Annotated in this window: 10 protein-coding genes; 7 read left to right on the forward strand and 3 right to left on the reverse strand. The window is 48.4% G+C overall.

Annotation, left to right across the window (positions count from 1 at the left end; all coding sequences use genetic code 11):
• Positions 1-168 precede the first annotated feature (168 nt).
• The 3 genes from pflB to ycaO form a co-directional block, all read right to left on the reverse strand.
• On the reverse strand, positions 169-2,451 hold the full coding sequence (gene pflB, locus EFER_RS05325; RefSeq protein WP_001292805.1) for a formate C-acetyltransferase: 2,283 nt from the start codon (positions 2,449-2,451) through the stop codon (positions 169-171).
• A gap of 55 nt (positions 2,452-2,506) precedes the next feature.
• The gene (gene focA / locus EFER_RS05330; protein WP_002431623.1) at positions 2,507-3,364 is read right to left on the reverse strand and encodes a formate transporter FocA; all 858 of its coding nucleotides are present in this window, start codon (positions 3,362-3,364) and stop codon (positions 2,507-2,509) included.
• A 404-nt stretch (positions 3,365-3,768) separates the two neighbouring features.
• A complete protein-coding gene (gene ycaO, locus EFER_RS05335) occupies positions 3,769-5,529 on the reverse strand; it encodes a 30S ribosomal protein S12 methylthiotransferase accessory factor YcaO (protein ID WP_015953311.1) in 1,761 nt (586 codons plus the stop codon).
• Positions 5,530-5,658: 129 nt separating this feature from the next.
• On the opposite strand from ycaO, the gene EFER_RS05340 reads away from it, so the two are divergent.
• The 7 genes from EFER_RS05340 to EFER_RS05370 all read left to right on the forward strand — a co-directional run bounded on the left by EFER_RS05340 (position 5,659) and on the right by EFER_RS05370 (position 14,541).
• On the forward strand, positions 5,659-6,351 hold the full coding sequence (locus EFER_RS05340; protein ID WP_000642852.1) for a DUF421 domain-containing protein: 693 nt from the start codon (positions 5,659-5,661) through the stop codon (positions 6,349-6,351).
• Between the two features lie 189 nt (positions 6,352-6,540).
• Positions 6,541-7,629 carry a 3-phosphoserine/phosphohydroxythreonine transaminase gene (gene serC, locus EFER_RS05345; protein WP_000079581.1) on the forward strand — a complete coding sequence of 363 codons (1,089 nt, stop codon included), beginning with the start codon at positions 6,541-6,543 and terminating at the stop codon, positions 7,627-7,629.
• Positions 7,630-7,698: 69 nt separating this feature from the next.
• Positions 7,699-8,976 (forward strand): 3-phosphoshikimate 1-carboxyvinyltransferase, encoded by a 1,278-nt coding sequence (gene aroA, locus EFER_RS05350; protein WP_000445219.1) that lies wholly within the window; start codon positions 7,699-7,701, stop codon positions 8,974-8,976.
• A gap of 186 nt (positions 8,977-9,162) precedes the next feature.
• Positions 9,163-9,846 (forward strand): (d)CMP kinase, encoded by a 684-nt coding sequence (gene cmk / locus EFER_RS05355; protein WP_000125009.1) that lies wholly within the window; start codon positions 9,163-9,165, stop codon positions 9,844-9,846.
• A 110-nt stretch (positions 9,847-9,956) separates the two neighbouring features.
• Positions 9,957-11,630, forward strand: a complete 1,674-nt coding sequence (rpsA, locus tag EFER_RS05360; RefSeq protein WP_000140320.1) for a 30S ribosomal protein S1 — start codon at positions 9,957-9,959, stop codon at positions 11,628-11,630.
• A 159-nt stretch (positions 11,631-11,789) separates the two neighbouring features.
• Positions 11,790-12,074, forward strand: a complete 285-nt coding sequence (gene ihfB, locus EFER_RS05365) for an integration host factor subunit beta (RefSeq protein ID WP_000167338.1) — start codon at positions 11,790-11,792, stop codon at positions 12,072-12,074.
• A gap of 202 nt (positions 12,075-12,276) precedes the next feature.
• On the forward strand, positions 12,277-14,541 hold the full coding sequence (locus tag EFER_RS05370) for a ComEC family protein (RefSeq protein WP_000705595.1): 2,265 nt from the start codon (positions 12,277-12,279) through the stop codon (positions 14,539-14,541).
• Positions 14,542-14,554 lie beyond the last annotated feature (13 nt).

Below are 14,554 nucleotides of genomic sequence, written 5' to 3' on the forward strand. Positions count from 1 at the left end.
CATCTGAGGCCGTGTTGGTGCGCAGCTCGAAGGCTACGTCGAGTCTGTTTTGGCAGTCACCTTAAAGTATAGATAGCTGACAAAAAAGGCTCACTGGTTAAAAAAAGGCCCCACTTTCGTGGAGCCTTTATTGTACTCGTTTTACTGTACGATTTCAGCGAAAACCAATTACATGGTTTGAGTGAAGGTACGGGTAATTACGTCCTGCTGCTGTTCTTTAGTCAGCGAGTTGAAACGTACTGCGTAGCCAGATACACGGATGGTCAGCTGCGGATATTTTTCCGGATTTTCCATCGCGTCGAGCAGCATTTCACGGTTCATCACGTTAACGTTCAGGTGCTGACCACCTTCGATGGATGCTTCGTGGTGGAAGTAACCATCCATCAGACCAGCCAGGTTGGTCTTACGAACTTCGTCGTCTTTACCCAGTGCGTTCGGAACGATAGAGAAGGTGTAGGAGATACCATCTTTAGCGTAAGCGAACGGCAGTTTAGCAACGGAAGTCAGAGACGCTACAGCACCTTTCTGGTCACGACCGTGCATCGGGTTAGCACCCGGTCCGAACGGCGCGCCAGCACGACGACCGTCTGGGGTGTTACCAGTTTTCTTACCATACACAACGTTAGAAGTGATGGTCAGAACAGACTGAGTCGGGATTGCGTCACGGTAGGTGTGCAGTTTCTGAATTTTCTTCATGAAACGTTCTACCAGGTCAACAGCCAGGTCATCTACACGCGGATCGTTGTTACCAAACTGCGGGTATTCGCCTTCGATTTCGAAGTCGATAGCCAGACCGTCTTCGTCACGAATCGGTTTAACTTTCGCATATTTGATTGCAGACAGGGAGTCAGCAGCAACGGACAGACCAGCGATACCACACGCCATGGTGCGGATAACGTCACGGTCGTGCAGCGCCATCAGAGAGGCTTCGTAGCTGTACTTGTCGTGCATGTAGTGGATGATGTTCAGTGCAGTGATGTACTGTTTAGCCAGCCAGTCCATGAAGTGATCCATGCGCTCCATCACTTCATCGTAGTTCAGGACGTCGCCTTTGATCGGTTCAGATTTCGGACCAACCTGCATTTTCAGTTTTTCGTCAACGCCGCCGTTGATTGCGTACAGCATGGTTTTCGCCAGGTTTGCACGCGCACCGAAGAACTGCATTTGTTTACCAACGATCATCGGGCTTACGCAGCAAGCGATAGCGTAGTCATCGTTGTTGAAGTCCGGACGCATCAGGTCATCGTTCTCATACTGCAGAGAAGAGGTGTCGATGGACACTTTAGCAGCGAATTTCTTGAAGTTCAGCGGCAGTTTTTCAGACCACAGAATGGTCATGTTCGGTTCCGGAGACGGACCCATGGTGTACAGGGTGTTCAGGAAACGGAAGCTGTTTTTGGTAACCAGGGTACGACCGTCGAGGCCCATACCACCGATAGATTCGGTTGCCCAGATCGGGTCGCCAGAGAACAGTTCATCGTATTCCGGGGTACGCAGGAAGCGAACCATACGCAGTTTCATGACCAGGTGGTCAACCATTTCCTGCGCTTCTTGTTCGGTGATCTTGCCAGCTTTCAGGTCACGTTCGATGTACACATCCAGGAAGGTGGAGGTACGACCGAAGGACATTGCAGCACCGTTCTGAGACTTAACAGCAGCCAGGTAGCCGAAGTAAGTCCACTGGATAGCTTCCTGAGCGTTGGTTGCCGGACCAGAAATGTCGTAGCCGTATTTGGCAGCCATTTCTTTCATCTGACCCAGAGCGCGGTGCTGTTCAGCAATTTCTTCACGCAGACGGATAGTTGCTTCCAGATTTACGCCATTTTCCAGATCTGCCTGCAGAGAGGTGAACTGAGCGTATTTGTCTTTCATCAGGTAGTCGATACCGTACAGCGCAACGCGACGGTAGTCACCAATGATACGGCCACGACCATAAGCATCTGGCAAACCGGTCAGAACCCCGGATTTACGGCAACGCAGGATGTCCGGAGTATAAACGTCGAACACGCCCTGGTTGTGAGTTTTACGGTATTCAGTGAAGATTTTTTTGATCATCGGGTCCAGTTCGCGGTTGTACGCTTTGCAGGAACCTTCGATCATTTTGATACCACCGAACGGGATAAGAGCACGTTTCAGCGGAGCTTCAGTCTGCAGACCAACAATTTTTTCCAGCGCTTTGTTGATGTAGCCAGCGTCGTGGGAAGTGATGGTGGAAGCAACAGCGGTGTCAAAGTCAACTGGCGCGTGAGTGCGGTTTTCCAGTTTAACGCCTTCCATTACTTTGTCCCACAGGGTAGTGGTCGCGTCAGTAGCGCCAGCCAGGAAGGACTCGTCACCCTCGTACGGAGTGTAGTTTTTCTGGATGAAGTCACGGACGTTTACTTCATTCTGCCAGTCACCTTTGGTAAAACCTTCCCAGGCTGTGGCTAACTTTTCATTAAGCTCGGACATGTAACACCTACCTTCTTAAGTGGATTTTTTATTTACCGCGTGCAGAACATCTCAATTAGTGATGATCGTTATCACGCAGATAAATGACCCAGTATGTCAACCCAACCAACAAACCACCGCCAATAATGTTACCGATCGTAACCGGAATCAGGTTATCAGTGATGAAGCCCATCACGGTCAGGTGAGAAAAATTTTCCGGAGAAGAACCGATAGCGGTCCAGAATTCCGGTGATGCAAAGTCACGAATTACGATACCCATTGGGATCATAAACATGTTTGCGATGCTGTGTTCGAATCCACTGGCTACGAACATGGCGACAGGAAGAATCATGATAAACGATTTGTCCATCAGGCTACGGCCAGAGTAGCTCATCCACACAGCCAGACAGACCATCAGGTTTGCCAGGATACCGAGGGCAACAGCTTCAATAAAAGTATGGTGCATTTTATGATCGGCTGTTTGCAGGACGTTAAGTCCCCACTGACCATTCGCAGTCATATATTCGCCGGAAAGCCACATCAGCAGAACAAACAGTAATGCACCGATCAGGTTACCAAAATAGACATTAAGCCAGTTCTTCGCCAGTTGCCCCCAGGTGATGCGTCCACTGGCTTTAGCAACAACAATCAGAACTGTTGAAGTAAAGAGATCAGCACCACAAACAACACAAAGAATGAGGCCCAGAGAGAAGCAGATACCGCCAACCAGTTTTGCCATGCCATATGGCATCGCACCAGCACCTGTTGTTGCAGTGATATAGAAAACAAAAGCGATAGAGATGAATACACCAGCGGTAATCGCCAGATAGAAAGTCTTAAGCGGATGTTTCGTTGCTTTATAGACACCTGCTTCTTCGGCAACTTTGGCCATCGCAGCAGGAAGAATAAGATCAAAAGGGTTGTCAGCTTTCACACTAACTCTCTCTTTATTAAGTCGGCGACGAGATACTAACAAAGCATTATAGATGAGAATTTGATATAGATCATATCTCGCCTGGCTTATAGACCTGTAAGTCGCATGGTTTTTACGCAAAAAGTATTTAACTTGATGAATTATTTAATAAAAATAAATTTTAAAATTTAATAAATCAGTTGAATATTTTCGATAGTGCTCCTGAAAGTACGTTAATGGACAGAAAACAAAGACTAATAAAATAACAACATTGATAAATCTGGTTAAATATTGAATAACAATATTTAACCGAGTAACTACATTTATTTCTGTTTAAATTTAATAAACAAGAAAGGGGCACAAAATGCGCCCCGTAATATAGCTCAGACAAGGAAATTAACCTACTCGCCGTTGTCTGTTTGCTTTCATTTTGTCCAGAATGTCGCTTTGGCGCGTTGCAGCTTTTCATAGGCCTTCAGCAGCGACTGATGTGCGGCGAATGCGTGCAGATCGCTATCTACCGGTTGCAGGCCGTAAAACGCCGCTTCGCCACTCATTGCCGCACTGGCGGCTTCTACCGCCTCCGCGCCGTACATGCGGATAAAAGCATTCAGATATTGCAGTGGCTGGCGATCTTCTTCCTGAGCCAGCAGCAGGAGGGTTTGCAGGCAGCGATAATAGTTTGCGCGTTCCGGGCTGAAGACCGATGAGTTAAACTCCATCGTCCATTCGGTCCAGACCAGAGCCTGTTCCAGATCGCCACCAGCCAGCGCCAGCATAGCCTTTAATTCACCGATACGCAGAGTGTACCAGCCGTTATCCGGCCCGGTTGCCAGACCCAATAGCTCACGCACGCGGGTAAAGTCATCAAAACCTTCTTCATCCAGTTGCTCGATGAGGTTCAGGTAATCTTCTTTTTCCCACTCGCTGCCTGGGAGTGAAAGAATCGTTTCACGTAAATGGCTGCCCATGCTGTTATTCGCTAACCACAAATCTTCAGCCGGATAAATATCGGACATGCCAGGCACGATAATACGACAAGCATAAACGCCCAGATGCTCGTAATCGGCAATATAAACTTCTTTATCTTCGTTGTTGAAGATAGCCATCAGCGTGGCAAACTCTTCTTCCGTGGTGCCGGAGAAATTCCAGTCCACAAACGGATAATCGGCATCCTGCTTGAACAGGTCCCAGGAGATTAAACCGCTGGAATCGATAAAGTGCGTTTCAAGGTTGGTATGTTCAGCAACTTCTTCATCATCGAAGGTTGGCGGAGTAAACACATCCAAATCTTTCAGGCCACGACCTTGCAGCAGCTCGGTCACGGTACGTTCCAGTGCTACGCCAAAATCAGGATGCGCACCGAAAGAGGCAAAGCAAGTGCCGTTAGCCGGATTGAACAGTACCACGCAAATCACTGGATACTGGCCGCCAAGCGAACCATCATAAGCAAAGATTGGGAAACCTTCCGCTTCCAGTGTTTCGATTGCTTCAACTACTGCAGGGTAACGTGCCAGCACGTCTGCCGGGATTTCCGGCAAGCTGATGCTTTCAGCAATAATGCGGTTTTTCACGTAGCGTTCGAAAACTTCGGACAACCCTTGAACGCGTGCTTCGTTGCGGGTATTGCCAGCGGACATACCGTTAGAAACGTACAAGTTACCAATGATATTCATCGGAATATAAACGGTCTGATTGTCGGACTGGCGCGTAAATGGCAGACCGCAAATACCACGATCTTCGTTACCGGATTGCAGGTCAATCAGCATGCTGCCGGTCAGTTCATTTTCAGGGTCGTAAAACGCGCGCAGACGGTCATCGAGCAGTCCTTCCGGCACATCGTCGTTTTCGGTCAGTGGGAACCATTTTTCGTTGGGATAATGCACGAACGGACCGTTGGCGATGGTTTCGCCCAGCCAGAAGTCAGCAAAAAAGTAGTTGGTTGAGAGACGCTCGAAATATTCACCGAGGGCGGATGCCAGCGCCGCTTTTTTGGTTGCGCCTTTACCGTTGGTAAAACACAGTGCGCACTCTTTGTCACGAATATGTACAGACCAGACGTTAGGCACGGGATTCAGCCAGGAGGCCTCTTCAATCTGAAAACCGAGGTCTGAAAGTTTTTGCTGGAAGCGAGCGATGGAATCTTCCAGAGCGGCATCTTTGCCGGGGATAAATGTTTGCGTCATGAAAATCACTTTAGTCGTACGGAAAGCGCGCAATAATACGGGTTTTATCTCAAAGGCGCTATCACCGCCGCCATGCCGATGAACTGTTGACTATGCTTTTAGCGGATAAACCACGATAAGAGCATAAAAATGAAGGCGTTCGATCTCCACCGTATGGCATTTGATAAAGTGCCTTTTGATTTCCTTGGCGAAGTTGCACTACGTAGTCTTTATACCTTTGTACTGGTCTTTTTATTCCTCAAAATGACCGGAAGACGCGGTGTGCGGCAGATGTCGCTTTTTGAAGTGTTAATCATTCTGACGCTGGGGTCAGCGGCGGGAGATGTGGCGTTTTATGATGATGTGCCGATGGTCCCGGTACTTATCGTCTTTATTACTCTGGCGTTGTTATACCGCCTGGTAATGTGGTTGATGGCGCACAGTGAGAAACTGGAAGATCTTCTGGAAGGCAAACCGGTTGTCATTATTGAAGATGGCGAACTGGCCTGGTCGAAACTCAATAACTCCAACATGACGGAATTTGAGTTTTTTATGGAACTGCGACTCCGGGGTGTGGAACAACTGGGGCAGGTCCGCCTGGCTATACTCGAAACCAACGGGCAAATCAGTGTCTATTTCTTTGAAGATGACAAGGTGAAACCGGGTTTACTTATTTTACCCAGTGATTGTACTCAGCGTTACAAAGTGGTACCGGAGTCGGCGGACTATGCCTGCATCCGTTGCAGTGAAATCATTCATATGAACGCGGGGGAAAAACAATTATGTCCGCGCTGTGCAAATCCAGAATGGACGAAGGCAAGCCGGGCGAAACGGGTGACCTGACAGGTTAAATCCCCTTTTTTATTTAAAATTCCGAAAGATTATGTTGCGTGACGAAGTGCTCATTTTTATTGTCGCCAGTATTACCCGTTGCGAGGCGTGTCGCTGAATGATAAAACCAATAGCCACAGGAATAACTTATATCCGACGTTCACTTTGTCGGGTATTAAAAATGAAACGTGGTGAGGGGAAATGGCTCAGGTATTCAATTTTAGTTCAGGCCCGGCAATGCTTCCGGCAGATGTGCTCAAGCAGGCGCAACAAGAGTTGTGTGACTGGAATGGTCTTGGTACATCCGTTATGGAAATTAGCCACCGTGGCAAAGAATTTATCAAAGTCGCAGAAGAAGCAGAGCACGATTTCCGCGAGCTGTTAAACGTTCCTTCAAACTATAAAGTACTCTTTTGCCATGGTGGTGGCCGTGGGCAATTTGCGGCGGTGCCACTGAATATACTTGGTGATAAGACTACCGCAGATTATGTTGATGCGGGCTACTGGGCGGCAAGCGCTATCAAAGAAGCGAAAAAATATTGCACGCCAAATGTGTTTGACGCCAAAGTAACCGTTGACGGTCTGCGCGCGGTGAAGCCAATGCGTGAATGGCAACTTTCTGATAACGCAGCTTACCTGCACTATTGCCCGAATGAAACTATTGATGGTATCGCCATTGACGAAACGCCAGACTTCGGTAACGAAGTGGTTGTCGCTGCCGATTTCTCATCAACCATTCTTTCTCGTCCAATCGATGTGAGCCGTTACGGCGTGATCTATGCTGGCGCGCAGAAAAATATCGGCCCAGCTGGTCTGACAATTGTCATTGTGCGTGAAGACTTGCTGGGTAAAGCGAATATCGCGTGTCCGTCGATTCTGGATTATTCCATCCTCAACGATAACGACTCTATGTTTAACACGCCGCCGACGTTTGCCTGGTACTTATCTGGCCTGGTCTTCAAATGGCTGAAAGCGAATGGTGGGGTGGCTGCAATGGATAAAATCAATCAGCAGAAAGCGGAGCTGCTTTACGGCGCCATTGATAACAGCGATTTTTACCGTAATGACGTAGCGAAAGCTAACCGTTCTCGGATGAACGTGCCGTTCCAGTTGGCGGACAATGCTCTCGATAAACTGTTCCTCGAAGAGTCTTTCGCTGCGGGGCTGCATGCGCTGAAAGGGCATCGCGTGGTCGGCGGTATGCGTGCGTCAATTTATAACGCAATGCCTCTGGAAGGTGTCATAGCCCTGACTGATTTTATGGCTGATTTCGAACGTCGCCACGGTTAAGGCATCTATTCTTATTATTACCCACAGTTATGCTGTGGGTTTTTGTTTCTGTCGTTGAGAGTTAAGTTCATGGAATCCCTGACGTTACAACCCATCGCCCGTGTCGATGGCACTATTAATCTGCCCGGTTCCAAGAGCGTTTCTAACCGCGCTTTATTGCTGGCGGCTTTGGCACACGGTAAAACAGTATTAACTAATCTGCTGGATAGCGATGATGTTCGCCATATGCTTAATGCGTTAAAGGCATTAGGGGTAAGCTATTCGCTTTCTACCGATCGTACACGTTGCGAGATCATCGGTAACGGAGGTCCATTACACGCAGAGAGTGCACTGGAGTTGTTCCTCGGTAATGCCGGAACGGCAATGCGTCCGCTGGCGGCAGCTCTTTGTCTGGGTAGCAATGATATTGTTCTGACCGGTGAACCGCGCATGAAAGAACGGCCGATTGGTCATCTTGTAGATGCGTTGCGCCAGGGCGGAGCGGGAATCACTTACCTGGAGCAAGAAAACTATCCACCGCTGCGTTTACAGGGCGGCTTTACTGGTGGCAACGTTGACGTTGATGGTTCCGTTTCCAGTCAATTCCTCACCGCACTATTAATGACTGCGCCGCTTGCGCCGGAAGATACAGTTATTCGTATTAAAGGTGATCTGGTTTCTAAACCTTATATCGATATCACCCTCAACCTGATGAAAACGTTTGGTGTTGAAGTTGAAAATCAGCGCTATCAACAATTTGTGGTGAAAGGTGGTCAATCTTATCAGTCACCGGGCAGCTATTTAGTGGAAGGGGATGCATCTTCGGCTTCTTACTTTCTTGCTGCGGCAGCGATCAAAGGTGGTACGGTAAAAGTGACGGGCATTGGACGCAATAGTATGCAAGGCGATATTCACTTTGCTGACGTACTGGAAAAAATGGGCGCGACCATTAGCTGGGGCGACGATTATATATCCTGCACACGCGGTGAACTGAACGGCATTGATATGGATATGAACCATATTCCCGATGCGGCGATGACCATTGCCACGACGGCGTTATTTGCAAAAGGCACCACCACGCTGCGCAATATCTATAACTGGCGTGTTAAAGAGACTGATCGCCTGTTTGCGATGGCAACAGAACTGCGTAAAGTCGGTGCGGAAGTAGAAGAGGGGCACGATTTTATTCGTATCACTCCACTGGAAAAACTGAAATTTGCCGAGATCGCGACTTATAACGATCACCGAATGGCGATGTGTTTTTCGCTTGTCGCCTTGTCAGATACGGCAGTGACAATTTTGGATCCTAAATGTACCGCCAAAACGTTCCCGGACTATTTTGAGCAGTTGGCTCGCATTAGTGCATAAACTCAGCCTTACCACCGCATCATCCGATGCGGTGATTTTCGTTCTCGTGACTCCTGCGTTGTTTATTTATTCTACAATCAGCTTCAATCATTCCGTATTTTGCACACAGCGTTAACGATTGCTGGCAAGGGCGCGTATAATGCGCCGCGTTTATGTTAACGGTACGCCTGTTTTAAGGAGATGAAGATGACGGCAATTGCCCCGGTAATTACCATTGATGGCCCAAGCGGTGCAGGAAAAGGCACCTTGTGCAAGGCAATGGCGGAAGCATTGCAATGGCATCTGTTGGATTCAGGAGCGATCTATCGTGTACTGGCATTGGCTGCCTTACATCACCATGTCGATGTTGCATCGGAAGACGCACTGGTACCGCTGGCTTCCCATCTTGATGTGCGCTTTATTTCAACTAACGGCAATCTGGAAGTTATCCTCGAAGGAGAAGACGTCAGCGGAGAAATCAGAACACAAGAAGTGGCGAATGCAGCATCACAAGTTGCTGCTTTTCCTCGTGTTCGTGAAGCTTTATTGCGTCGTCAGCGCGCGTTTCGCGAACTGCCCGGACTGATTGCCGACGGGCGTGACATGGGAACGGTGGTTTTTCCTGATGCGCCAGTAAAAATATTCCTTGATGCCTCCTCTGAAGAACGCGCGCATCGTCGCATGCTACAGTTGCAGGAGAAAGGCTTTAGTGTTAACTTTGAACGCCTTTTGGCCGAGATCAAAGAGCGTGATGACCGTGATCGTAATCGAGCGGTAGCCCCTCTGGTTCCGGCGGCTGATGCTTTAGTGTTAGATTCAACCACCTTAAGCATTGAGCAAGTGATTGAAAAAGCGTTACAATACGCGCGCCAAAAACTGGCTCTCGCATAAGCGACCGAATTTGCAGTACCCCCGTTGCAATGGAATGACAGCGGGTATGTTAAACAACCCCATCCGGCACGGAGCCAGGTGGACGTTAAATATAAACCTGAAGATTAAACATGACTGAATCTTTTGCTCAACTCTTTGAAGAGTCCTTAAAAGAAATCGAAACCCGCCCGGGTTCTATCGTTCGTGGTGTTGTTGTTGCTATCGACAAAGACGTAGTACTGGTTGACGCTGGTCTGAAATCTGAGTCTGCCATTCCGGCTGAGCAGTTCAAAAACGCCCAGGGCGAAATTGAAATCCAGGTTGGTGACGAAGTTGACGTTGCTCTGGATGCAGTAGAAGACGGTTTCGGTGAAACCCTGCTGTCTCGTGAGAAAGCAAAACGTCACGAAGCGTGGCTGATGCTGGAAAAAGCTTACGAAGAAGCAGCAACCGTTACTGGTGTAATCAATGGCAAAGTCAAGGGCGGCTTCACTGTTGAGCTGAACGGTATTCGTGCGTTCCTGCCAGGTTCTCTGGTAGACGTTCGTCCGGTTCGTGACACCCTGCACCTGGAAGGCAAAGAGCTTGAATTCAAAGTAATCAAGCTGGACCAGAAGCGTAACAACGTTGTTGTTTCTCGTCGTGCTGTTATTGAGTCTGAAAACAGTGCAGAACGCGATCAGCTGCTGGAAAACCTGCAGGAAGGCATGGAAGTTAAAGGTATCGTTAAGAACCTCACTGACTACGGTGCATTCGTTGATCTGGGTGGTGTTGACGGTCTGCTGCACATCACCGACATGGCGTGGAAACGCGTTAAACATCCGAGCGAAATCGTAAACGTTGGCGACGAAATCACTGTTAAAGTGCTGAAGTTCGACCGCGAACGTACCCGTGTATCTCTGGGCCTGAAACAACTGGGCGAAGATCCGTGGGTAGCTATCGCTAAACGTTATCCGGAAGGTACCAAACTGACCGGTCGCGTGACCAACCTGACCGACTACGGCTGCTTCGTTGAAATCGAAGAAGGCGTTGAAGGCCTGGTACACGTTTCCGAAATGGATTGGACCAACAAAAACATCCACCCGTCCAAAGTTGTTAACGTTGGCGATGTAGTGGAAGTGATGGTTCTGGATATCGACGAAGAACGTCGTCGTATCTCCCTGGGTCTGAAGCAGTGCAAATCTAACCCATGGCAGCAGTTCGCGGAAACCCACAACAAGGGCGACCGTGTTGAAGGTAAAATCAAGTCTATCACTGACTTCGGTATCTTCATCGGGCTGGACGGCGGTATCGACGGCCTGGTTCACCTGTCTGACATCTCCTGGAACGTTGCAGGCGAAGAAGCAGTTCGTGAATACAAAAAAGGCGACGAAATCGCAGCAGTTGTACTGCAGGTTGATGCAGAACGTGAACGTATCTCCCTGGGCGTTAAGCAGCTCGCAGAAGATCCGTTCAACAACTGGGTTGCTCTGAACAAGAAAGGCGCTATCGTGACCGGTAAAGTAACTGCAGTTGACGCTAAAGGCGCAACCGTAGAACTGGCTGACGGCGTTGAAGGTTACCTGCGTGCTTCTGAAGCATCCCGTGACCGCGTTGAAGACGCTACCCTGGTTCTGAGCGTTGGCGACGAAGTTGAAGCTAAATTCACCGGCGTTGATCGTAAAAACCGCGCAATCAGCCTGTCTGTTCGTGCGAAAGACGAAGCTGACGAGAAAGATGCAATCGCAACTGTTAACAAACAGGAAGATGCAAACTTCTCTAACAATGCAATGGCTGAAGCTTTCAAAGCAGCTAAAGGCGAGTAATTCTCTGACTCTTCGGGATTTTTATCCCGAAGTTTGTTGAGTTTACTTGACAGATTGCAGGTTTCGTCCTGTAATCAAGCACTAAGGGCGGCTACGGCCGCCCTTAATCAATGCAACAACAGCAGCCGCTAAATTTGCCTTTAAGGAACCGGAGGAAACATGACCAAGTCAGAATTGATTGAAAGACTTGCAACCCAGCAATCGCATATTCCTGCCAAAGTGGTTGAAGATGCCGTTAAAGAGATGCTGGAGCATATGGCCTCGACTCTTGCGCAGGGCGAGCGTATTGAAATCCGCGGTTTCGGCAGTTTCTCTTTGCACTACCGCGCACCTCGCACCGGACGTAACCCAAAAACTGGTGATAAAGTTGAACTTGAAGGCAAATATGTGCCGCACTTTAAGCCAGGTAAAGAACTGCGCGATCGCGCCAATATTTACGGTTGAGTTTTAAAAAACTTAATCGCGAAAAGCACCTAAGTGGTGCTTTTTTATTGTCTGTATCCGACTTCTGGAAGTAGCCTCGCATTTCTGCCTGCATATTACATGACATAAGTAAATTGTGCTGAAAGCCTCTCGAAAATAATAAAACCCGTAACTGACGCCGTCTCAAATTACTCGCACACTACCCGCAACATGGAGGTGTGCAGTGAAAATTACATCTATTAGCATTTGCGTCTTATTCGGTATTTTCCCGCTAACCTTATTACCAACATTACCTGGCTTCCCTGTCATAGCGATTCTTTTTGTTACTGCATGCGTGCTGGCTTTAATTCCACGACAACCGCTGCGCTATTTGGCTCTGACTTTGCTCTTTTTTCTGTGGGGGATTCTGGCTGCCAAACAAATCACATGGCCTTCTGAAGTTTTACCGACTGCGATACAGGAAGCCCAGGTTCTTATTACTGGTACTGATCATATGACAACCCATTATGGTCAGATTACCCATCTGTCAGGGAAACGCGTATTCCCTGCGCCTGGCATTGTTTTGTATGGTCAATATCTGCCGGGTGAAGTCTGTGCAGGCCAACGCTGGTTGATGAAATTAAAAGTCCGTGCAGTGCATGGGCAACTAAATGATGGTGGTTTTGACAGCCAACGATATGCGCTGGCTCAACATCAACCTCTCACTGGGCGATTTCTTAACGCAACTGCGATAGATGCGCGTTGTAGCTTACGTGCTGAGTATCTGGCTTCGTTAACTCAGACTTTGGCTAATTATTTATGGAAACCGGTTATTTTAGGCCTGGGGATGGGAGAACGTTTATCAATCCCTCAGGAGATCAAGCGCATTATGCGTGATACCGGAACGGCCCATCTGATGGCTATTTCTGGATTGCATATTGCTTTTGCCGCAGTTCTCGCGGCAGGGATTATCCGGGGAATGCAGTTTTTATTGCCAGCCCAACGTATTTTCTGGCAAGTTCCTCTCATTGGCGGGGTAGGCTGTGCTATTTTTTATGCCTGGCTGACAGGTATGCAACCACCGGCCTTACGTACCGTTGTTGCTTTAACCGTCTGGGGAATGCTTAAAATAAGTGGCCGTCAATGGAGCGGATGGGACGTCTGGCTATGCTGCCTTGCAGCAATTTTAATAACCGATCCGATAGCGATACTTTCCGATAGTCTGTGGCTCTCCGCTTTTGCAGTTGCGGCGCTCATTTTTTGGTATCAATGGTGCCCATTGCCCTCGCTATCATTACCACGTTTACTTCGCCCTTTCGTTTCTCTGGTGCATTTGCAAATTGGTATCACGCTTTTATTGTTACCTGTTCAGATAGTTATTTTTCATGGTCTCAGTCTCAGTTCATTGATAGCCAATTTATTTGCTGTCCCGCTGGTTACTTTTATCTCTGTGCCCCTTATCCTGGCGGGTATGGTGATACACCTTACCGGACCACAAGTGCTTGAGCAGGGGCTCTGGTATTTAGCCGACTACTCACTGGCAATATTATTCCGGGCACTGGAGTTACTTCCTGGTGGTTGGGTAAATATCAGCGAGCAATGGCGATGGTTGGCATTTTCTCCGTGGCCTGGTTTGTTGATATGGCGGCTTAATGCCTGGAGAGCAGTTCCGTTTTTATGTTTATCAGGAATAATCCTTCTAAGTTGGCCGCTATGGAGAGCTCCACGTATTGATATATGGCAAGTGCATATGCTCGATGTAGGGCAGGGGCTGGCAATGGTGATTGAGCGAAACGGCAAAGCTATTCTCTATGATACGGGGCTTGCGTGGCCAGGAGGCGATAGTGGGCAACAACTCATCATTCCCTGGCTACGTTGGCATAACTTACAGCCTGAAGGCATCATTCTCAGCCACGAGCATCTTGATCATCGTGGAGGATTGGATTCTTTGTTAAAAATCTGGCCAGAAATGTGGGTCAGAAGTCCACTCGGATGGCAGAGTCATCTTCCCTGTATACGTGGTGAAACGTGGCAGTGGCAGGGACTTAATTTCTCCGCGCACTGGCCACTCAAGGTTGATTCGGAGCAGGGGAATAATCGCTCTTGTGTAGTCAAAATAGATGACGGCAAGCAGAGCATCTTGTTGACTGGCGATATCGAGGCTCCAGCTGAACAAAAAATGCTTAGTCACTATTGGCAGTACCTGGCGGCGACAATTATTCAGGTGCCCCATCATGGTAGTAATACATCCTCAACTCTGCCTTTGCTTCAACGGGTAAATGGCTCTGTCGCACTGGCATCAGCGTCGCGCTATAACGCGTGGCGTCTGCCTTCGTGGAAAGTAAAACAGCGATATCTGAAACAAGAATACCAATGGTTAGATACGCCCCATTCTGGGCAAATAACGGTCGATTTTTCTCCGCAAAGTTGGCAGATAAGCAGTATGAGGGAACAAATTTTACCGCGTTGGTATCATCAGTGGTTTGGCGTGTCAGAGGATAACGGGTAGAATATGCGGCTAT

Source organism: Escherichia fergusonii ATCC 35469 (assembly GCF_000026225.1).
Lineage (GTDB): Bacteria > Pseudomonadota > Gammaproteobacteria > Enterobacterales > Enterobacteriaceae > Escherichia > Escherichia fergusonii.